Source organism: Variovorax palleresanus (genome assembly GCF_051144945.1).
GTDB classification, from domain to species: domain Bacteria; phylum Pseudomonadota; class Gammaproteobacteria; order Burkholderiales; family Burkholderiaceae_C; genus Variovorax; species Variovorax paradoxus_S.
On the sequence record NZ_JBJNVP010000002.1, the window covers coordinates 1,411,560 to 1,431,471 of the forward strand.

Annotated in this window: 22 protein-coding genes; 13 read left to right on the forward strand and 9 right to left on the reverse strand. The window is 66.1% G+C overall.

Annotation, left to right across the window (positions count from 1 at the left end; translation table 11 throughout):
* From ACJ7Z0_RS10390 to ACJ7Z0_RS10415, 6 genes are all read left to right on the forward strand, one after another.
* The gene (locus tag ACJ7Z0_RS10390; protein WP_434789800.1) at positions 1–1,266 is read left to right on the forward strand and encodes a TRAP transporter large permease; all 1,266 of its coding nucleotides are present in this window, start codon (positions 1–3) and stop codon (positions 1,264–1,266) included.
* Positions 1,267–1,310: 44 nt separating this feature from the next.
* Positions 1,311–2,312 carry a TRAP transporter substrate-binding protein gene (locus ACJ7Z0_RS10395; RefSeq protein ID WP_434789801.1) on the forward strand — a complete coding sequence of 334 codons (1,002 nt, stop codon included), beginning with the start codon at positions 1,311–1,313 and terminating at the stop codon, positions 2,310–2,312.
* A gap of 212 nt (positions 2,313–2,524) precedes the next feature.
* On the forward strand, positions 2,525–3,559 hold the full coding sequence (locus ACJ7Z0_RS10400; protein ID WP_431128648.1) for an ABC transporter substrate-binding protein: 1,035 nt from the start codon (positions 2,525–2,527) through the stop codon (positions 3,557–3,559).
* Entirely contained in the window at positions 3,559–4,419 is an 861-nt protein-coding gene (locus tag ACJ7Z0_RS10405) for an ABC transporter ATP-binding protein (protein ID WP_093015272.1), read from the forward strand. Before ACJ7Z0_RS10400 ends, ACJ7Z0_RS10405 begins: the two co-directional genes overlap by 1 nt.
* A gap of 9 nt (positions 4,420–4,428) precedes the next feature.
* Positions 4,429–5,199, forward strand: coding sequence for an ABC transporter permease (locus tag ACJ7Z0_RS10410; RefSeq protein WP_307580775.1), 771 nt, complete (start codon positions 4,429–4,431; stop codon positions 5,197–5,199).
* 10 nt (positions 5,200–5,209) lie between these two features.
* Positions 5,210–5,686 (forward strand): nucleoside deaminase, encoded by a 477-nt coding sequence (locus tag ACJ7Z0_RS10415; RefSeq protein WP_018905309.1) that lies wholly within the window; start codon positions 5,210–5,212, stop codon positions 5,684–5,686.
* 6 nt (positions 5,687–5,692) lie between these two features.
* Here the strand turns inward: ACJ7Z0_RS10415 and ACJ7Z0_RS10420 are convergent, their stop codons facing one another.
* From ACJ7Z0_RS10420 to ACJ7Z0_RS10430, 3 genes are read right to left on the reverse strand one after another with little or no spacing between them, the layout of a single operon-like run.
* Complete coding sequence (locus ACJ7Z0_RS10420; protein ID WP_434789802.1) at positions 5,693–5,917, reverse strand: oxidoreductase-like domain-containing protein; 225 nt, start codon at positions 5,915–5,917, stop codon at positions 5,693–5,695.
* Between the two features lie 45 nt (positions 5,918–5,962).
* Complete coding sequence (locus tag ACJ7Z0_RS10425; RefSeq protein ID WP_434789803.1) at positions 5,963–7,039, reverse strand: threonine aldolase family protein; 1,077 nt, start codon at positions 7,037–7,039, stop codon at positions 5,963–5,965.
* On the reverse strand, positions 7,036–8,028 hold the full coding sequence (locus ACJ7Z0_RS10430; protein ID WP_434789804.1) for a Bug family tripartite tricarboxylate transporter substrate binding protein: 993 nt from the start codon (positions 8,026–8,028) through the stop codon (positions 7,036–7,038). Before ACJ7Z0_RS10430 ends, ACJ7Z0_RS10425 begins: the two co-directional genes overlap by 4 nt.
* Before the next feature lie 123 nt (positions 8,029–8,151).
* Between ACJ7Z0_RS10430 and ACJ7Z0_RS10435 the strand changes: the two genes are divergently transcribed.
* Entirely contained in the window at positions 8,152–9,036 is an 885-nt protein-coding gene (locus ACJ7Z0_RS10435; RefSeq protein ID WP_434789805.1) for a LysR family transcriptional regulator, read from the forward strand.
* Positions 9,037–9,063: 27 nt separating this feature from the next.
* Here the strand turns inward: ACJ7Z0_RS10435 and lpxO are convergent, their stop codons facing one another.
* Together lpxO and ACJ7Z0_RS10445 are read right to left on the reverse strand one after the other, a co-directional pair.
* On the reverse strand, positions 9,064–9,960 hold the full coding sequence (lpxO, locus tag ACJ7Z0_RS10440) for a lipid A hydroxylase LpxO (protein WP_431128638.1): 897 nt from the start codon (positions 9,958–9,960) through the stop codon (positions 9,064–9,066).
* A 145-nt stretch (positions 9,961–10,105) separates the two neighbouring features.
* Positions 10,106–10,975, reverse strand: a complete 870-nt coding sequence (locus ACJ7Z0_RS10445; protein WP_434789806.1) for an NAD(P)-dependent oxidoreductase — start codon at positions 10,973–10,975, stop codon at positions 10,106–10,108.
* 124 nt (positions 10,976–11,099) lie between these two features.
* Between ACJ7Z0_RS10445 and ACJ7Z0_RS10450 the strand changes: the two genes are divergently transcribed.
* Both ACJ7Z0_RS10450 and ACJ7Z0_RS10455 read left to right on the forward strand, forming a co-directional pair.
* The gene (locus ACJ7Z0_RS10450; RefSeq protein WP_434789807.1) at positions 11,100–11,453 is read left to right on the forward strand and encodes a winged helix-turn-helix transcriptional regulator; all 354 of its coding nucleotides are present in this window, start codon (positions 11,100–11,102) and stop codon (positions 11,451–11,453) included.
* A gap of 22 nt (positions 11,454–11,475) precedes the next feature.
* Positions 11,476–12,663 (forward strand): serine hydrolase domain-containing protein, encoded by a 1,188-nt coding sequence (locus tag ACJ7Z0_RS10455; RefSeq protein ID WP_434789808.1) that lies wholly within the window; start codon positions 11,476–11,478, stop codon positions 12,661–12,663.
* A gap of 21 nt (positions 12,664–12,684) precedes the next feature.
* Here the strand turns inward: ACJ7Z0_RS10455 and ACJ7Z0_RS10460 are convergent, their stop codons facing one another.
* Together ACJ7Z0_RS10460 and ACJ7Z0_RS10465 are read right to left on the reverse strand one after the other, a co-directional pair.
* Positions 12,685–13,083, reverse strand: coding sequence for an OsmC family protein (locus ACJ7Z0_RS10460; protein WP_431128629.1), 399 nt, complete (start codon positions 13,081–13,083; stop codon positions 12,685–12,687).
* A gap of 57 nt (positions 13,084–13,140) precedes the next feature.
* A complete protein-coding gene (locus ACJ7Z0_RS10465) occupies positions 13,141–13,608 on the reverse strand; it encodes an Lrp/AsnC ligand binding domain-containing protein (RefSeq protein ID WP_093015244.1) in 468 nt (155 codons plus the stop codon).
* A 129-nt stretch (positions 13,609–13,737) separates the two neighbouring features.
* Between ACJ7Z0_RS10465 and ACJ7Z0_RS10470 the strand changes: the two genes are divergently transcribed.
* Positions 13,738–15,039 (forward strand): D-amino acid dehydrogenase, encoded by a 1,302-nt coding sequence (locus tag ACJ7Z0_RS10470; RefSeq protein ID WP_434789809.1) that lies wholly within the window; start codon positions 13,738–13,740, stop codon positions 15,037–15,039.
* 12 nt (positions 15,040–15,051) lie between these two features.
* Here ACJ7Z0_RS10470 and ACJ7Z0_RS10475 read toward each other — a convergent pair whose 3' ends face one another.
* Entirely contained in the window at positions 15,052–16,134 is a 1,083-nt protein-coding gene (locus ACJ7Z0_RS10475) for an aromatic ring-hydroxylating dioxygenase subunit alpha (RefSeq protein ID WP_434789810.1), read from the reverse strand.
* Positions 16,135–16,477: 343 nt separating this feature from the next.
* On the opposite strand from ACJ7Z0_RS10475, the gene ACJ7Z0_RS10480 reads away from it, so the two are divergent.
* From ACJ7Z0_RS10480 to ACJ7Z0_RS10490, 3 genes are read left to right on the forward strand one after another with little or no spacing between them, the layout of a single operon-like run.
* A complete protein-coding gene (locus tag ACJ7Z0_RS10480; RefSeq protein WP_434789811.1) occupies positions 16,478–17,512 on the forward strand; it encodes an ABC transporter substrate-binding protein in 1,035 nt (344 codons plus the stop codon).
* Positions 17,513–17,520: 8 nt separating this feature from the next.
* Positions 17,521–18,045, forward strand: coding sequence for a nucleoside deaminase (locus ACJ7Z0_RS10485; RefSeq protein WP_434789812.1), 525 nt, complete (start codon positions 17,521–17,523; stop codon positions 18,043–18,045).
* A gap of 43 nt (positions 18,046–18,088) precedes the next feature.
* Positions 18,089–18,919 (forward strand): urease accessory protein UreD, encoded by an 831-nt coding sequence (locus ACJ7Z0_RS10490; protein ID WP_434789813.1) that lies wholly within the window; start codon positions 18,089–18,091, stop codon positions 18,917–18,919.
* 13 nt (positions 18,920–18,932) lie between these two features.
* Here the strand turns inward: ACJ7Z0_RS10490 and ACJ7Z0_RS10495 are convergent, their stop codons facing one another.
* Positions 18,933–19,805 carry a LysR substrate-binding domain-containing protein gene (locus ACJ7Z0_RS10495; RefSeq protein ID WP_434789814.1) on the reverse strand — a complete coding sequence of 291 codons (873 nt, stop codon included), beginning with the start codon at positions 19,803–19,805 and terminating at the stop codon, positions 18,933–18,935.
* Between the last annotated feature and the right edge of the window lie 107 nt (positions 19,806–19,912).

Genomic DNA, 19,912 nt, shown 5'->3' on the forward strand with positions numbered 1-19,912 from the left:
ATGCTGACTTCCGCATTCTTTCTATTGATCATGCTGGTGGGCGTGCCGATCGGCGCCTGCCTGTGCCTTGCGGGCATCGTCTACATCCTCGAGTCGGGCGACACGGTGCTGTTCCAGTCGTTTCCGGTGCAGATGTTCGGCGGCGTCGACAGCTACAGCCTCATCGCGATTCCGCTGTTTATCCTGATCGGCGAAGTCATGAACGGAGGCGGCATCACGAAGCGGCTGGTCGACCTCGCGCTGGCCTTCATCGGCTCGGTGAAGGGCGGCCTCGCCTACGTGAACATCCTGGCCAACATGCTGGTGTCGTCGATCATCGGATCGGCCACCGCGCAGGTGGCGATCATGAGCCAGATCATGGTGCCCGAGATGGAGAAGCAGGGCTACGACAAGACCTTCGCGGCCGGCATCACGGTGTACGGCGGCATGCTGGGGCCGATCATTCCGCCCTCGGTGATGTTCGTGGTGTACAGCGTGCTGGCGCAGGTGGCGGTGGGCGACATGCTCATTGCCGGCATCATTCCGGGCGTGATTCTCACGGTGCTGTTCTTCATCGTGATCGCGTGCATGGGGTTCATCTACGACTACCCGCGCACCGCGAAGCGGACCATCAGGCAGCGGCTCTACACGATGCTCACGACCTGCCCCACGCTGCTGATTCCCATCGTCATCGTCGGCTCGATTCTGGGCGGCTTTGCCAACCCCACCGAAGCCGCCGCCGTGGGCGCGGTGGCCGCGGTGCTGGTGGGCCGCTACGTCACCAAGGAATTCCGCTTCGGGATGATTCCGCAGATCCTGCTGAAGTCGGCGATCTACTCGGCCGTGGTGCTGTTCCTGGTGGCGGCCGCCGCGGTGTTCTCGTGGCTCCTGATCTACGGCAAGGTGCCGCAGGCCACGGCCGCATGGATCCAGACCGTGGCGAAGGACCCGATCGCATTCCTGCTGCTGGTGAACCTGATCCTGCTGGTGATCGGAACGGTGATCGACGGCATTCCGGGGCTGATCATGACGGTGCCCATCCTGCTGCCCATTGCCACCGAGATCTACGGCATCGACCCGCGCCACTTCGGCGTGGTGGTGGTGATCAACCTCGTGCTGGGGCTGATGACGCCGCCCGTGGGCCTGAGCTTCTTCGTGGCTTCCGCCGTGACCGGCGCCAAGCCCGGAAAGATGTTCATCGTCACCTTGCCGTTCTTCCTGATCTGCTGCGCGGCGCTGGTGCTGCTGTCGCTGTACCCGAGCCTGTCGCTCGCGCTCATCAAGTAAGTCCCCGCCTCTCGTCCTTCCCCTTCACTCAACCGGAGCCTCGCATGTCCCTTTCCCGCCGCAAATTCGTCGTCCAGGCCGCCGCCGGAACCGCCGCCGCGTCGTCCGCCCTCTTCACCACCGTGTCGCGCGCAGCGGCCGCCAAGGAATTCCGGCTCGGCCTCATCACGCCGGCCGGCCACTCGTGGAACCGCGCCGCACTGGGCTTTGGCGAGGCGCTGAAGAAGGCGACCGACGGCCGCCTGAGCGCCACCGTGTTCCATTCGGGTCAGCTGGGCAACGAGTCGGCCATGATGCAGCAGCTGCAGTCCGGCGCTCTGGACATGGGCTGGATCCAGGCGGCCGAACTCGGCTCGCGCGTGTCCAGCGTGGCGGCCATCAACGCGCCGTATCTCGTGCGCTCGACCACCAACGTGGCCTCGCTGGTCCGCACACCCGCCGCGCTGAAGCTGCTCGACGTGCTGCCGCGCGAAACCGGCACCATCGGGCTGGGCTGGGGCATCACGGGCATGCGCGTGGTGTTTGCGACCAAGCCCATCTCGACGCCCACCGACCTCAAGGGCATGAAGCTGCGCATCAACCCGACGCCGGTGTACCGCGACTTCTACCAGCTGCTGGGCGCCGCACCCACGCCGATTCCGACCCCCGGCGTTTTCGACGCCATGTCCAACGGCCAGGTCGACGGGCTCGAGGCGGACATCGAGTTCTCGTGGAACCAGCGCTTCGACCGCGTGGCCAAGACGATGCTGCCGATGAACGCGCTGTTCATGCCCTTCGCGCCGCTGGTGTCGGGCCGCATCTGGCAGACGCTCGACGCCAAGGACAAGTCGCTCGTCACCGACCTGGTGAAGCAGTCACTCGACGCGCAGATCAGGGACATCGTGACCACCGAACTCGGCTTGGTCGACAAGTTCAAGGCCAGCGGCATCACCATCAAGAGCGACGCCGGCTACAACCCTGCGCCGATCATTGCGGAATTCGACAAGATCTGGCTGCCCAAGGCGCCGCAGATCGCCGAACTGCGAAAGATCGGCGCGGCGCTCTGAGCCAGGGTCCCCCGGGGGCCGGCATGCGCGCTTGCGCCCCATGCTGGTTCAAGCCCCGGGCCGGTTCCGGCTGAAATCCGCAAGAACTCCCAAGGAGGGTGCGCCATTGCCCCGGTTGCGCACCGCGACAGTTCCGCGGAAGGGTTCGCACCAATCGCGTGCGGGCACCGTTTTTGCTTGAATGCTGAAGCATTCACCTCTACGGATCCCGCATGAACAAGCGCCAACTTCTCCAGTCCTTCCTCGCCGCCTCGGCCCTCAGCTTCGGCCTTTCCCCGGCCTTTGCCCAGACCACGACGCCGATCAAGTTCCAGCTCGACTGGCGCTTCGAAGGACCGGCCGCGCTGTTCCTGCACCCCGCCGCCAAGGGCTACTTCAAGGCCGCGGGCCTCGACGTCACCATCGACGCGGGCAATGGCTCGGGCGGCACGGTCACGCGCGTGGCCTCGGGCGCCTACGACATGGGCTTTGCCGACCTGGCGGCGCTGATGGAATTCCACGCCAACAACCCCGACAGCCCGAACAAGCCGGTCGCGGTGATGATGGTCTACAACAACACGCCGGCCTCGGTCATGGCGCTCAAGAAGAGCGGCATCGCCAAGCCGGCCGACCTGGCCGGCAAAAAGCTCGGCGCCCCGGTGTTCGACGCGGGCCGCCGCGCGTTCCCGATCTTCGCCAAGGCCAACAACATCGGCGCCGTCAACTGGACCGCCATGGACCCGACGCTGCGCGAAACCATGCTGATCCGCGGCGACATCGACGCGATCACCGGCTTCACCTTCACCTCGCTCCTGAACCTGGAGGCGCGCGGCGCCAAGGCGGCCGACATCGTCGTGCTGCCCTACCCCGACTACGGCGTGAAGCTCTACGGCAACGTGATCATCGCGTCGCCCAAGCTCATCAAGGAGAACCCCGAGGCGGTGAAGAAATTCCTCTCGGCCTTTGCCAAGGGCGCGAAGGAAGTCATCGCCAACCCGGCGGTGGCCATCGAATCGGTGAAGGCGCGCGACGGCATCATCGACAGCAAGCTCGAAACCCGCCGCCTGCAGCTGGCCATCGACACCGTGATCAACAGCCCAGACGCGCGCAGCGAAGGCTTCGGTGCGGTGAACGCGGGCCGCATGTCGCTGATGGCCTCGCAGGTATCGGACGCGTTCAACACCAAGACGCGCGTGAGCCCCGACGCCGTGTGGACCGCTGCGCTGCTGCCGCCGGCGGCCGAACTCAACGGCGTGCTGCGCAAGTGATGGCGGACGCATCGAGCGCGGACGCTGCTCCTTTCGTCGATTTCCAGGACGTCTGGCTCGCCTACAACGAAGAGCTGCTGCGCGCCAACCACTTCGCGGTCGAGGCCATCGACCTGAAGGTCAAGCGCGGCGAGTTCATTGCCATCGTCGGTCCCTCGGGCTGCGGCAAGTCGACCTTCATGAAGCTCACCACGGGCCTCAAGATGCCTTCTATGGGCAAGATCCGCATCGACGGCCAGCCCGTGACCGGGCCGCTCAAGATCTCGGGCATGGCCTTCCAGGCGCCTTCGCTGCTGCCGTGGCGCACCACGGTCGACAACGTGCTGCTGCCTCTTGAAATCGTCGAGCCCTACCGCTCGAACTTCAAGGCCAAACGCAAGGAATACGTCGAGCGCGCGCGCAAGCTGCTGCAGAAAGTCGGCCTCGCGGGCTACGAAGACAAGTTTCCGTGGCAGCTCTCGGGCGGCATGCAGCAGCGCGCAAGCATTTGCCGCGCGCTCATCCACGAACCCAAGATGCTGCTGCTCGACGAGCCCTTCGGCGCGCTCGACGCCTTCACGCGCGAGGAACTCTGGTGCATCCTGCGCGACCTCTGGACCGAGCAGCAGTTCAACGTGATCCTGGTGACGCACGACCTGCGCGAATCGGTGTTCCTGGCCGACACGGTGTACGTGATGAGCAAGAGCCCGGGCCGCTTCGTGGTCAAGCGCGAGATTGAGCTGCCGCGTCCGCGCGAGCTGGAACTGACCTACACCAAGGAGTTCACCGACATCGTGCTGGAGCTGCGCGGTCACATCGGCGCCATCCGCAACACGGGCATCAGCGCGGCGCAAACCGCCGCTGCCGCCGTGTCTCACTGAAGGCGCGCCATGAAGAACACCAAGCAACTCGAACGCTGGTCGCCCTGGCTGCTGCTCATCGCAGTCATCCTGCTGTGGCAGGTGATCTGCGCGGGCTTCGGCGTGTCGGACTTCATCTTTCCGAGCCCGCTGCGCATCTGGAACCAGTTCTGGGAGTTCAAGGAAATCATCGCAGGCCATGCGTGGCGCACCTTCTGGGTCACGATGGCGGGCTTCGGCCTCGCGATCGTGGTGGGCGTACTGCTGGGCTTCGTGATCGGCAGTTCGCGCATCGCGTATGCGGCGATCTATCCGCTGATGACTGCGTTCAATGCACTGCCCAAGGCGGCCTTCGTGCCCATCCTCGTGGTGTGGTTCGGCATCGGCGTGGGCCCGGCGATTCTCACGGCCTTCCTGATCAGCTTCTTCCCGATCATGGTCAACATCGCGACCGGCCTTGCCACCCTGGAGCCCGAGCTGGAAGACGTGCTGCGCGTGCTCGGCGCCAAGCGCTGGGACGTGCTCATGAAGATCGGCCTGCCGCGCTCCATGCCCTACTTCTTCGGCTCGCTGAAGGTCGCGATCACGCTGGCGTTCGTCGGCACCACGGTGAGCGAGATGACCGCTGCCAACGAAGGCATCGGCTACCTGCTGATCTCGGCCGGTTCGGCCATGCAGATGGGCCTGGCCTTCGCGGGCCTGATGGTGGTCGGCGCCATGGCCATGCTGATGTACGAACTCTTCAGCGTGATCGAAAAGCACACGACCGGCTGGGCGCACCGCGGCTCGCAAAACCAGTGATGCGCTGCGAATGACACGCGACCAGATCATCCGCGCGCTGCGGCGCGCCGACGAGGTCGCCCGCCGCGCCATGGCAATGGGCCGGCACCCCTTCGGCGCCGTGCTCGTTGCGCCCGACGGCGAAACCATACTCGCCGAGCAGGGAAACATCGACACGGTGAATCACGCCGAAGCCACGCTGGCGCGCCATGCCGCGCAGAACTGGCCGGCCGACTACCTGTGGCAATGCACGCTGGTCACGACTTTCGAGCCTTGCGCGATGTGTGCGGGAACCAGCTACTGGGCCCACATCGGCCGCATCGTCTACGGCGCCGAGGAAAGCGCGCTGCTCGCGCTCACGGGCGACCACCCCGAGAACCCCACGCTCAGCCTGCCCTGCCGCGAGGTGTTCGCGCGCGGGCAGAAGAAGATCGAAGTGATCGGCCCTGTAGCCGAAGTGGCGGAAGAAATGATCGCCACGCACCGCGGCTTCTGGGAAGCGCGTTAGATAACGCTAGGCCAGCAGCAGCGTGGCCTCGTCGCGCCAGTAGGCCACGGCCGCCAGCCAGCCTTCCCACACGCAGCCGTTGCAGCCGCGCCCGCAGCAGGTGGTGGGCTCGGGCGGCGGCACGCGCAAGGCAAGGCCTCGGGCCCGGAGAAGCGACTGGACGCTCTCGATCAGCGCCTGGGCGCTGGCGAGATCGGTCGGAGAAGCAAGGTCTTGTTCAGAAAGAAGCATGGCAGGCACCTGCCGATTGTCGGCGCTTCAGCAGGCCTGTCGGGATCAAGCCCTGGCCGGTGCCGATGCGGCAACCGCGGCGAAAGCCTCCAGGGCAAGATCGACCTCATGCTCGCCGATGTGGCGATGGGTGACGCAGCGCAATCGATGCCTGCTCCACGGACGGACCAAGACGCCCAGGCTCTTGAGCGCGGCCTCCCATTGAACGGCATCGAGCCCCGTGGCCTTCACGTCGACCTGCACGATATTGGTCTGGGGCGTATTGGCGGTGAGGCCTGGAATCCGGGCTGTCCCGCCGGCGAGCCGGCTTGCGTTGGCGTGGTCCTGTGCAAGCCGTTCCGCCATGGTGGTAACGGCCACCAGCCCTGCCGCCGCGGCAATGCCCACTTGCCGCTGGCTGCCCCCGAGCAATTTCCTGAGCCACCGGGCACGTTCGATGGTTTCGGCAGGCCCCGCGAGCACGGCGCCCATGGGCGCACTCAGGCCTTTGGACAGGCAGAGCGAAACGGTGTCGGCGAAAGCGGCAATACGTTCCGCCGGCACGTCCAGGGCCACGGCCGCATTCATCAGCCGCGCACCGTCGAGGTGGACGGCGGCCCCCGCTTGCCTGGACGCCTCGAACACGGCCTGCATGTGCGCAAGCGGCAGCACCGCGCCGCCGGCGTTGTTGTGGGAAGTCTCCAGGCACACCACGCCGGTTCGCAGCTTGTTGCGGCCCGGCGCGAGGGCCTCCTGGAGCAGCTCCAGGTCCATGGCGCCATCGACGCCCGCAATGTCCTGGTAGAACGCCCCGGTCAGCGCCGCGGCGCCCCGCTCGGCCACGTAGATGTGCGATGCGGCTTCGGCAAGCACGAGTTCCTGGCGTTGGACTTGCGCGAGGATGGCCAGGAGGTTGGCCATCGTGGCGCTTGGCGCATACAGCGCGGCTTCCTTTCCGAGCATGGCCGCGGCCGTTGCCTCCAGCTCTTGCGCGGTCGGGTCGCCGTCGAGTCCGTCGTCGCCCAGCGGTGCCGAGGCCATGCGCTCGTACATCTGCGGCGTGGGCCGCGTCACCGTGTCGCTGCGAAGGTCCACCGGCGGTTGTTCCGCCCCGTCCGCCATCGTTGTTGCGGCCTGCGTCATTCGGCGGTCGCTCCGGTGGCCTTCACGAGCGCTGCCCACTTTTTTCTCTCGCTGTTCAGGAACGCATCGAAACTTTCGGGCGTGCCGGTACGCACATAGATGCCGCGCGCCGCCAGGTTGGCCCGGACTTCCGCCGTGTCGAGCACGCGATTGATTTCCTTGTTCATGGTCCGCACGATGTGCGCCGGCGTCTTCGCAGGCACCACGACGCCGTAGAGGGTGTAGTACTCGAATCCCTTGAAGCCGCTCTCGACGAAGGTGGGAACATCGGGCAGCGACACGTCCCGGGTGCCCGAGGTCACCGCGAGCGCCCGCAGCTTGCCGCTCTTGATCAGCGGCAGTGCCGAAACCAGCGACGAGACGTAGAAGTCGACCTGTCCCCCCAGCATGTCCGCCATGGCGGGGCCGCCGCCCTTGTAGGGCACGTGCAAAAGATCTGCGCCCACGGTAACGCGCAGGTTCTCGGACACCAGGTGCCCGACGGTTCCATTGCCGGACGAGGCATAGGCGAGCGGCTTCTTCTTCGAGCCCGCCAGCAACGAGGCCAGGTTGTCGAACGGGCTGTCGGCCCGCACGACCAGCACCGACACGCCAGTGCCCACCAGCGCTACCGGCGCGAGATCCTTGACCGGATCGAAGCTGAGCTTCTTGTAGAGAAACTGATTGACCGTCAGGTTGCTGGTTTCTCCCAGTACGGCGGTGTAGCCGTCGGGCGGCGATTTCGCGCCGAAATCCAGGCCGATGTTGTTGCCCGCGCCTGGCTTCGTATCGACGACGACCTGCCATCCGGCCTGCTCGCCGAGCTTGGCCGCAAGCAGGCGGCAGACGGCATCGGTGCCGCCGCCCGGCGGGCTCGGCGAGACCAGGTGGATGGTGCGCTCGGGTACCCACGCATCGGCCGCGTGCGCCTGCCACGCGGCGAGCGCGAGCCCCAGCATGCATGCCAGCCACCTGGCGCGTGCGAAAGAGTGGTGTCGGGTGTCGTTCATGGTGAGGGTGTCGGTCGTGCAGGTTAAAGGATCGGGACGAAGCCGGAGCAGAAGCCATCGATCCTAGGCGCGCCATAGAATGAGTAAAGCGATATGTACAAATATCAACTGTGAGGTTTTCTCATGAATCTCGCGATGCTCGTCACATTGAAAACCATCCTCGAACAAGGCAGCTTCACCGCGGCGGCCGGCGTGGTGGGCTGCAGTCCGAGCGCGGTGAGCCTGCAGGTCAAGCAACTGGAGCAGTATTTCGGCAAGCCGCTGTTCGATCGCTCCACCCGCGTGGTGGTACCCACGGCCTTTGCCCGCGAGGTGGTGGACGCCGTGGGCGATTTTTCCCACAGGCTCCAGATGCTGCGCTTCCGTCCGGTCGTGGAAGTGGCGGGCCGCATCAAGGTGGGTGTGATCACCAGCATGCAGAGCGACGTGCTGCCGCAGGCACTCCATGCGCTTCGCCAGCGGCATCCGTCGCTGGAGATCGTGGTGCCGCCGCTGAACGACAGCGGCGAGCTGATTTCAGAACTGAAGGCGGCGCGGCTCGACCTTGCATTGCTTGTCCGGCCGGAATCCGGCGGTTCGCGCCGGCTCGTCTGGCGCGAGTTGCACCGCCAGCCCTATGTGCTGCTGGCGCCGCCGAATGCCTCCGGCAAGACGGCCACGCAACTGCTGGAGGCCTATGACTGGATCGGCTACGACCTGTCTCTTGCGGGAGGCCGCGTGGCCGCGCGCTACGTGCGCAGCCAGATCCCTAATGCACGCTGCGCCATGGAACTGCGCTCGATGGACGCGATCGTGGCGATGGTCGCCCAGGGCCTGGGGGTTTCCGTCGTTCCCCAACCCAGGCGGCCGCTGATCGAGGCCTATGCGGTGCGAGAGGTGAGCCTCGGAAGCCGCGCCCCGGTCCGCAAGCTCTCCCTGGTCTGGCGCAGCTCGGACGCCGGCAACCGCAATGTCGAGGCTGTGGCTGAAGCTTTCACTGCGGCCTTTGGCATGCGGCCGCATCGGTGAGGCGCGTTCGCGCAGCAGGCTTGCGCCTTACCAGAAGATCCAGAGCGCAAGGCCGCCGAAGATCGACCACTTCACGAGGTAGTAGGCCCGCTTGTCCCAGGCCTTGAGGCGCTTGCCGATGACGCGGATCTGGTAGATGTACTTGAACGCGCGGTTGATGCCGCCCGTCTTGTCGCCGGCCTCGTTGGGCGAACTGGCGGCGGCGAGCAGGTTCTTGGCGAACCAGCGGTTCACGGCGCTGGCCCAGCGGTACTTCAGCGGGCGCTCGATGTCGCAGAACAGGATCACGCGGTCGTGGTCGGTCGTGTTCTCGGCATAGTGGATGTAGGTCTCGTCGAACACCACGGCCTCGCCGTCGCGCCAGTGATAGCGCTGGCCGTCCACGTCGATGTAGCAGCCCTCGACGCCCGGCGTCCACAGGCCCAGGTGGTAGCGCAGCGAACCGGCGAACGGGTCGCGGTGGCGCACGAGGCGGCTGCCCGGCGGCAGCTCGGCGAACATGGCCGCCTTGATGGTGCCGATGCCCTTGAGCAGCTCGGTGGTGCGCGGGCACAGCACGGCCGCCGAGGGATGCGCCTCGTCGTACCACTTCAGGTAGAAGCGCTTCCAGCCGCTCTTGAAGAAGGAGTTGAAGCCCACGTCGTTGAACTGGCTCGAGGCCTTGATGCTGCCGCCGTTGCGCATGGCGAGCGCCTCTTCGCGGATGACCTGCCAGTTTTCCTCGAGCACGCGCATCTCGGGAAACTGCGCGGGCGACAGGTACGGCGTGCTCGGCACCTTCGAGAAGATGTACATGAAGGCGTTCAACGGCGCCAGGAAGGTCGAGTGATCAGACAGCTGCCTGAAGAAACGATGCCGGACCTGGCCGCGAAAATGAACGTAGAGCGCGCTGAGCGCGAAGATAGCAAGAATGACCCACTTCATTGTTGAAAGTGTCCTGTAGACGGCGCCGGGGCTAACCGGGTAGTGTAAATCGTCGCCCCAAATTGGACCTGACCACGCCTTTTGGCCGTGCCCCGACGGAGGTTTCAGGTTGCGCCGCATGGGCCGGGGCGGGTCGCCCGCCGTGTCAGCGCAGCAGCTTGATCAGCGCCGCGATCTCCTCGCCGCCGAGCCCCGCCGCATCGGCGCGCTTGAAAAGGCCCGCGGCGAAAGCCGGGAACTCGGTGTTGATGCCCGCCTCCTGCGCCGTCTGCAGGATGCGTTGCGTCGCCTCGACCGAGATGCGCATCGGGCTCTGCGAGACCGCGAAGTCGCCGGACTGGATCACGGCGCCCTCGTGCTGAAGGAACGCGGCGAAGGTCGGCATGATCCCGGCCACGATGCGGCCGTACTCCGCGACGGCGAATCCTTCGTGCTCGGCAATGCGCGCGCCATGCATGAACCCGAGCAACGTGCCGTAGATAGTGGAGAGCGTCGCCAGGTCCATGGCCGCCGCGGCGCTGGCCTTCTCGCCCAGGTACACGATACCGCCGGCCAGCGCCCTCAGGAGCGGCTCTGCTTCGCGGAAAACGGCTTGCGCGCCCGACACGAGGATCGGCGTGTCGGGCTGTCCCATCTGGTCCGGCGCGGCCTGGATCGCGCCTTCGAGGTAGGCGGCGCCATGCCGATGGGCCCAGGCCTCGGCCGCGAGTGCGTCACGGGGGCTGCCGGTGGTCAGCTGGATCAGCAGGCGGCCGTCCATCGCCGCCGCGACGCCGTCCAATGCAAAGATCGTATCGGCGGCCCGGTAGTCGTAGACGCACATCACCGCCGTCCGGGCGGCGCGCACCGCTTCGGCTGCGCTGCGCGCCAGCACCGCACCCTTCGCGAGCAGCGCATCGGCTTTCTCCGCCGTGCGGTTCCACACCGTGACCTTGTAGCCCTGGTCGAGATAGAGCCGCGCGATGGCGATGCCCATCGAGCCCAGGCCCAGAACGGAAACTTCCTTGTTGCTCATGGCGATTCCAATGCAGATCTTGCAGGTTGTGACGAGGCCTGCATCGTAGGAATTGCACTTGCCAATGGTCAAGTACCTACCATAAAGTGTGGTACTTACCAAAACGCATGTATTGGAACGGCGGATGAAGGCAAAAAAGCCCTACAACTGCGGCATAGGGCCCGCATTCGAAGTGATCGGCGGGAAGTGGAAGGCGGTGATCCTGTGGGAGCTGCACGCGCAGCCGCACCGCTTCGGCGAGCTGAAACGGCTTTTGCCCGACATCAGCGAGAAGATGCTGATCCAGCAGCTGCGCGAGCTGGAGGCCGACGGCATCGTCAACCGCGAGGCGTTCCACGAAGTGCCGCCGCGAGTCGTTTACTCGGAGACGAAACTGGGCGCAACGCTCAATGCAGCGCTCGGGCCGCTGGCCGATTGGGGCGACCGCTACGCCAGGCGCGTGGAAACCGCGCGCAAGCAGGTCGAGGCATCGAAGTAGCGGTGCAAACAGAAAGAACCGAATGTCGTTGCTGAAAATCCCGGCGGCCGCCCTGTTGGCCGCCTCGCTCTCTCTTTCTCTTGGCCTTGCACACGCCCAGATGGCGTGCACACCGTCGTCCGTCTACGCAGGTCCGCCGATGCGCTCGGTTCCCGAGGTCGTCTGGAAGAAGGACTTCCGGCGCCCCATCGACGGCGAACTGCCTCCCGACCTGCAGGCTGCATTCAGCGGCGCTCTGGACAAGATGCTCGCCCATGTTCCCGCCGCGAGCGCCGCGATCGCCATTCCTGGCGAAGGCTCCTGGTCCGCCACGCGCGGACTGGCGCGCAAGGAGCCGCCCACGCGGGCCGTCGCGGACCAGCCCTTCCAGGTGGGGAGCACGACGAAGACCTTCGTGGCCGCGATGGTGCTTCAGCTCGTCGAAGAGAAACGATTGAAGCTGGAGGACACCATCGAGACCTGGTTTCCCGATGCACCCAACGCGCGGCTCATCACCATCGAGCAGTTGCTGCGGCATACCAACGGACTGGTGAGCTTCAACGCATTGCCGTCGCTGGGGACGAAATACCGCCCGCCGGCCGACGTCATCGCACTCGGCACAGACCAGCCGCCGCAGTTCTGCCCCGGAACGAACTGGAGCTACACCAACACCGGCTACGCGATGCTGGGCACGATCATCGAGAAGGTGGAACGCATGCCGCTGGCCGACGTGCTGGCCAGGCGCCTGCTGCGGCCCCTGTCGCTCACGCACACCGCGATGCGCCAGCCCGGTGTCGAACTGCCGGTGGCTACCGGCCACGCGAGCGGCCGGGCGGTCGATGTGCAGGACCAGTACGCCACGCCCTACGCGGCCGGCGCACTGGCATCGACCGCAGACGACCTCGTGCGCTTCTGGCATGCATTGCTCGGAGGCCAGGTGCTGCCCGACGATGCGGTGCACCGCATGTTCACCCGCATGCCCGCGATGCTCGGCCCCTACACCGGGGGCAATTCGTCCTACGGCATGGGCGTGCAGTTCTACGACGTGCCCGATGGTCCGGGCCTGATGCTCGGACACAGCGGCGGCATCGATGGCTTCACCACTGTGGTTGCCTACGTGCCGGCGGACGATCTGTACGTGGCCGTGTCGTTCAACGAGAAGAACGTGCCCGCTGAAGCCGGACTGTGGGCGCTGGTTCGCGCCCTGCGCGCCTACCGCACCTTGCGCTGAAGCCGGCGCCGTTTCAGGCGTTCAGGCCCAGCCCGTCTCGATCTCGGTCTTCACCTCGGTCATGAGCCGGTGCACCGGGCATTTGCCCGCCACGCGCAGCAGTTCATCGCGCTGTGCCTCGGTCAATTCGCCGGTTACGCGCAGGCTCGACTTCAGGCGGTAGACGCCCTTGCGTTCCTCGCTGTCGTCGCGGTCGACGACCACCTCGATGTCTTCCACCGGCATGCCCTTGCGGCGGGCGTAGAGCAGCACGGTGAGCGCCTTGCAGGCGGCCAGCGAGGCATCGTACAGGTCGTGGGGCTCCGGGCCAGCGTCGCTGCCGCCGCCTGCCGGCGAGGCGTCGATGGCGATTTCATGGTTGCGGATCTTGAGGATGTGACGCGTACCCGTGATGCCGTCGCGCCGGACCGTGATGCTCATGCCGATGTCCTTGTGGGGTGTTGAATGCGGCGCCATCGTAGCCCGCAAGCCACTCGCTCAGCGGTCCACCGCGAGCATCAGCGTTTCCTTGATCTCCTCCATCACCACGTAGCTGTGCGATTCGGCCGCCACGGGCAGCTTCTTGAGGATGTCGCCCAAGAGGTGCCGGTACTCGCTCATGCCGCGCAGGCGCGCCTTCACGAGATAGTCGAAGCTGCCCGACACCAGGTGGCACTCGAGCACCTCGGGCATGTGCAGCAGCTCCTTGCGCACCTTGTCGAACACGTCGCCCGACTTGGCCGACAGCTTGATTTCCACGAACACCAGAAGCGTCTTGCCCAGCGCCTCGGGCGACACGTGCGCGTGGTAGCCGCTGATGACGCCTTCGCGCTCCATGCGCTTCACGCGCTCGGCGCAAGGCGATGCCGACAGGCCGATGCGCTCCGCGAGTTCGGTCATTGAAATGCGGCCCTGGCGCTGCAGCAGGTCGAGGATCTTGCGGTCGATGCGGTCGAGTTCGGGCATTTCACTTCGCACGGGGCATGAAGGCGATTCTTCGCAGTGGATTTCACTGCAGAACAAATAAAAACGATGAAATCCACTGCATTGTGCACTTTAGATTCCATCCATTCACCTTCATTCGCGTAAATACCCATGAAAGTCATCGTTCTCGGCGGCGGCGTGATCGGCACCACGACGGCCTACTACCTCGCGCGCTCCGGCGCCGACGTGACGCTGCTCGACCGGCAGGCCGGCCCCGCGGAAGAAACCAGCTTCGGCAACGCCGGGCAGGTGTCGCCGGGCTACTCGACGCCATGGGCCGCGCCCGGTATTCCGCTCAAGGCCATCAAGTGGATGTTCCAGAAGCACGCGCCGCTGTCCATCCGGCCAGACGGCACGCTGTTCCAGCTGCGATGGATGGCGGCCATGCTGCGCAACTGCTCGCCCGAGCGCTACGCGGTCAACAAGGAACGCATGATGCGCGTGGCCGAATACAGCCGCGGCTGCCTGCAGCAGCTGCGCGCGGAAACCGGCCTCGACTACGAGCATCGCACCGGCGGCACGCTGCAGCTGTTCCGCACAGAGGCGCAGCTCGATGCGGTGCAGCGCGACATCGCGGTGCTCGAGGAATGCGGCGTACCCTACGAACTGCTCGACCGCGATGCGCTTGCGCGCGTCGAACCCGCGCTGGCCGGCGCGCGCGACCGGCTCACGGGCGGCCTGCGCCTGCCGAACGACGAGACCGGCGACTGCCACCTGTTCACCCGCGGCCTCGCGGACATCGCACGCGGCATGGGCGTGGACTTCCGCTTCGGCCAGGCGGTCGAAGGCCTGGAGATGGCGGGCGACCGCATCACGGGCGTGCGCACCAGCGCCGGCAAGATCCTCACGGCCGACCGCTACGTGATGGCCTTCGGCAGCTATTCGCGCGCCGCCATCGCATCGCTGGGCCTCGACATTCCGGTGTACCCCGTCAAAGGCTACTCGCTCACCGTGCCGCTCGTCGACGAATCGCTGGCGCCGCAATCGACCGTGCTCGACGAAACCTACAAGGTGGCCGTCACGCGCTTCGACAACCGCATTCGCGTGGGCGGCATGGCCGAACTCGGCGGCTTCGACCTGCGGCTGAACCCGCACCGCCGCGCCACGCTCGAAAAAGTGGTGAGCGACCTGTTCCCCGGCGGCGACCTGCCGCGCGCCACCTTCTGGACCGGCCTGCGCCCGATGACGCCCGACAGCACGCCCATCGTCGGCGCCACGCGCTATGCGAACCTGTTCCTCAACACCGGCCACGGCACGCTGGGCTGGACCATGGCCTGCGGCTCAGGCAAGCTCATCTCCGACCTCGTGACCGGCCAGCGTCCGGAAATCCGCACCGACGGATTGGCGATGGACCGCTACGCGCAGGGCTCGCCGCGCGCAGCGCGCCCGAACCCGGCAACGGCGCACGCTTGATGCGGCGGCCGCTCAGGCGGCTTTTGCAATCGGAATCGCCCCGCTGTTCATGCCGCGGTAGACCTCCGCCTCGCCGTGCTTCGCAAGTAGCTGCATCAGGTGCTTGCGGATCAGCATGCCGGGCCGGTCCGATTCCATCGAATACTCGACACCCCGCCGGCGCGTGTCGACCAGCGCATCGGGGTCGGTCGATTCGAGGATGTCCTTGTCCTCGCGCGTCACCGCTTCGTCGAAGTCGATCAGCATCTGCGCGGTGCAGTCGGCCTCGGTGTCGTTGCGGAACAGCCATTGGCACAGCTGCATGCGGCCGTCGTCGATGGGCGTGAAGCAGTTGATGATGATGTGGCGCACGCCGCTCGGATATTCGATGTCGAGCCGGCGCGAGAACGGCAGGAAGTAGGCGTTGCGCATGTGGCGCGTGGTGATCGGTTCGGTCACGCCGCTGATGGCGTGAAACTTGGGCGGATTGACCGCCTCGATCACCGTCTCGGCGTAGAAGCCGCTCTCGTTTTCCACCAGTTCGTACTTGCTCGGCTTCGGGCTCGCGGCCACGCCGAAGGTGGCGCGGTGCACAAAGCTGAAGTGCGAATTGTCGAAAGAGTTCTCGAGCGCGCGCATCGGGCTGGTCTGCCACTCTTCATAAAACTGGAAGATGGTGCGGTAGCCCGGATCGTCGAACTCCGGAATGGCGGGAATGTCGGCAATGGGTTCTTCGAGTGCCACCCACGCGTAGCCGTAGCGCGCCGTGCAGCGGTAGGCGGTGGTGCGGTACTCCGGCGAGATCTTGCGGTCGGCCTCGTACTGCGGAATGCGGATCACCTGCCCGCTGCGGTCGTAGGTCCAGCCGTGATAGCCGCACTGGATGGCGCCCTGCCCGCAGGCCTGGCCTTCGGCATCGACGCACCAGCCTTTCGAAAGCTTGGCGGTGCGATGGCAGCAGCGGTCGCGCAAGGCGGCCGGCTGGCCGGCGGCGTCGATGAAGAGAACGATGTCTTCGCCCAGCAGCCTGAAAGGCTTCGGGCCGTTGGCGAGTTCGGTGAGTGGCATGACGGCATGCCAGAACTTGCGGAAGACGGGTTGTTGGGTGACGAGCATGCGTGGACTCCTTCTGTTGCGCGTGGGTACGAACGAACTTGAAAGAGCAATTTCCTGCCGCTGGGGCTGAACGCTTCTACTCTGCGCCACTTGCCTTGCAAATTGCGCGCCCGCATTGTGGCGCGGGCCGGCCCATCTTCCAAGCCCTCTCCACGTCCTGATCGCAATGCCCGGGCAAAAGACCGTGGCATGCAGCTTGGCATGGGTCGTGCATGAACTCGCGCAAGAGTAGAAGCGTTCAGCAGCGCACGCACCACCGTTGTGCGCTCGCCCGGAAATTGCTCTTGAAGTGCCTCCGCCTTGTGCGGGGGATTCAAGACTCACAATGATTCCGAGGCTCCACATGCAACGTCGACTTTTTCTTGGCGGCAGCGCCGCCACCCTGCTCCCTCTCGCCGCCCCTGCCGTGTTCGCCCAGGGGGGAGGCAAGCTGACCCCGCTCAAGTTCACGCTCGACTTCCGCATCAACGGGCAGACCGCGCCGTTCTTTCTGGCGCAAAGCAAGGGCTACTACAGGGACGAGGGGCTCGACGTGACCATCGACACCGGCGCCGGCTCGGTCGCGTCGATCACGCGCATTGCGAGCGGCGTCTACCAGATGGGCCTGGGCGACATCAGCTCGCTGGTGGAGTTCAATGCGCAGAACCCCGGCACCCCGATGGTCCAGGCCGTGTACCAGTACTACAACCGCGCGCCCTTCGTGATCATCGGCCGCAAGGACCGCGGCGTGACGAACGATTTCAAGAGCCTGGCGGGCAAGAAGGTGGCGGCCGCGGCCGTCGAATCGACCCGCCGCGCCTGGCCGATGGTGGCGCGCAAGCAGGGCATGCGCAGCGACGCCTTCCAGTGGCAGACCACCGACTTCAGCGCGCGCGACAACGTGATGGTGCGCGGCGACGTGGATGCCGCCACTTACTTTCACGACTCCGCGGTTTCGCTCTTTGCGCGCATGAAGCCCGAGGAGCTGTCGGTGCTCAAGTATGCGGATGCCGGCGTCAACCTGTATGGCAACGCCATTCTCGCGAGCAGCAACCTGATCGCGCAGAACCCCAGGCTGGTTGCGGCCTTTCTGCGCGCCACCAACCGCGCCATCGTCGAGACCTTTGCCAACCCCGCGCCCAGCATTGCGGCCATGCGCCAGCGCGAACCCATCCTCGACGAAAAGATGGAGCTTGAACGCTGGGGCGTCACGGCGCAATATGTGGGCGCCGTCGACACGCGCAGCCACGGTCTGGGCGACATCAAGAAGCTCACGCTCGAGCAGCAGGTCGACGAGGTCGTCGACGTATTCGGCCTCAAGGTCAAGCCCGCGTCCGACGCCATCTTCAATACGTCGATGCTGCCATTGCGCAGCGAAAGAACCCTCCCCAAGACATGATTCAAGACATGAGTCCCGCTGGCAGCCACACCGAACTCCCCGAAGAAACCACGCTCGACGAACGCGACGAGCGCTACCTGCGCAAGGCCATCGTCTGGTCGCATGCGGCGCGCCGCCGCGGCAACCGGCCCTTCGGATCGGTCATCGTCTCGGCCGACGGTGAAGTGCTGGCCGAAGCGGGCAACAGCAACGCCGAGACCGGCGACTGCACCGCGCACGCGGAAGTGAACGCCCTGCGCGCGCTCGCGGGGCGCGGCCTCACGCGCGAGGAGCTCGCCGGCGCCACCATTTATGCATCGGGCGAGCCCTGCGTGATGTGCGCGGGCGCCATCTTCTGGTCGAACATCGGCCGCGTGGTGTACGGCATCGATGCCGAACGGCTGCGCGTATTCCGCGGCGAGCGGCAGGACCAGCGCGATGCGGAACTGTCGTGCCGCGACGTGTTCCGCGCCTCTCCGCATCCGATCGAATGCATCGGGCCCGCATTGTTGGACGAAGCCAGCGCCGCCCACCACGGAGCGTGGAGTAGCTAGGTCCACAGGAAAGAGAGCGCGCGGGGGCGAATAGACTCGTTGGATGTCCTGGCACGCACGTCTCCATCTCGATTACCGGCACGAAACCGGGCGCAGCGTTGCGCGCTTTCGGCACGACGGGCCGTTGCGCATTCTGCAAAGCCTGTATCCGGAGGGCGATGCGATCTGCCACAACGTGCTGGTGCATCCACCGGGCGGACTGGTGGGCGGCGACACGCTGGACATCGACATCGAGGCGGCGGACGGAAGCCACGGCCTCATCACCACGCCCGGCGCGTCGCGCTTCTACCGCTCCGAAGGCGAACTGGCGCTGCAGCGCACGCGCATCCGGCTCGCCAGGGGCGCGCGGCTCGAATGGCTGCCGCTGGAGGCCATCTGCTACAGCGGATGCCAGGCCGAGAATCGGCTCACCATCGAGGCCGAACCCGGTGCCGAGATGATCGGCTGGGACGTGACCGCCCTCGGCTTGCCGAATGCCAACCAGCCCTTCGAGCGCGGCACCTATCTGCAGCACATCGAAGTGCCCGGCGTCTGGCTCGAGCGCGGCCGCATCGATGCGGCGGACCACCGGCTGCTGCAAAGCCCGCTGGGCTTCGGCGGGCACCGCTGCATCGCCTCGCTGTTCTTCGTGGCGGGCACGCCGTCCACCAAGGCGCGGCGCGAGGCGCTGCTTGCCCTCGCACGCACGGCCATCGATGCGCATGGCCTGCAAGAGAACGCGGGCGCAACGAGCCCACATGCCGAGATCGTCGTGCTGCGCGTGCTCGCGCCGGTGGTCGAGCCCGCGATGCAGCTGCTGCGGCAGGTGTGGCAGGCATGGCGCGCCGAGCTGTGGCAGCTGCCCGCGAGTTCTCCGCGCATCTGGGCCACCTGAGCCCTTCGCAGGTTCAGGCCGGCATGTCGGTACGCGGCAACCGCAGGTGCTTCTTCAAGGTTTCGAACACCTGCCGCGTGACCGGGTTCACCACGTGGCTGCGCACGTACAGGTAGTAGGCCAGGTCGGGCAGGCGCGGCATGCCGTCGCCCGCGCCGAGCACGCGCAGGCCTGCGTCGAGCTGTTCCACGCCGCGGGCGGTCACGCCCAGGCCCGCGCGCAATGCCGCCTTGATGCCGATCAGGCTCGACGACGTGTAGCGCGGCGTCCACGCCACGCCCGCGGCATCAAGCGCCTCATGGCCGATGCGGCGAAAGATGCTGGGCCCGTCCGCCATGATCAGCGGCACCGGCTTGGCCGGATCGTGCACGTAGCCTGCCGCGCAGAGCCACACGGTCGGCGAATTGCGCAGCACCACGCCATCGAACTGAGGATCGGCGCGGTTCGAGATGATCATGTCGACCTCGCCGCTCTTCAATGAGGTCATGAGGTAGGGGCTGCGGCCGATGTGGATGTCGAGCTGCAGCAGCGGCGATGTGCGCGCTATCTCGGACAGCAGCAGCGGCAACATGGTCTCGGCCACGTCGTGCGGCGCGCCGATGCGCAGGTTGCCTTCGAGCTCGCCCTGCCGGAGGCTGCGCAGCGCCTCGTCGTTGAGCGCGAGCAGATGGTGGGCATAGGTCAGGAGCCGCTCGCCATGTTCGGTGAGCCGCTTCTGCCGGCCCTGCCGGGCGAACAGCGGGTGGCCTGCCTGCTCTTCGAGCCGCTGCATCTGCTGCGTGATGGCCGACTGCGTGCGCCCCAGGTGCACGGCCGCCGCCGCAAAGCTGTGGTGGCTGACAACCGCCACAAAAGAGCGCAACAAGTCGAGATCGAGCGTGGGCATACATTAATTTTATTGATGTATTTCGTGCGCCGGCTGGATTGTCGAGTCACGCCCGCGTCACTAAAGTGAATGCACACCAAGACAAGCATCCCCACTGGAGAAACCTG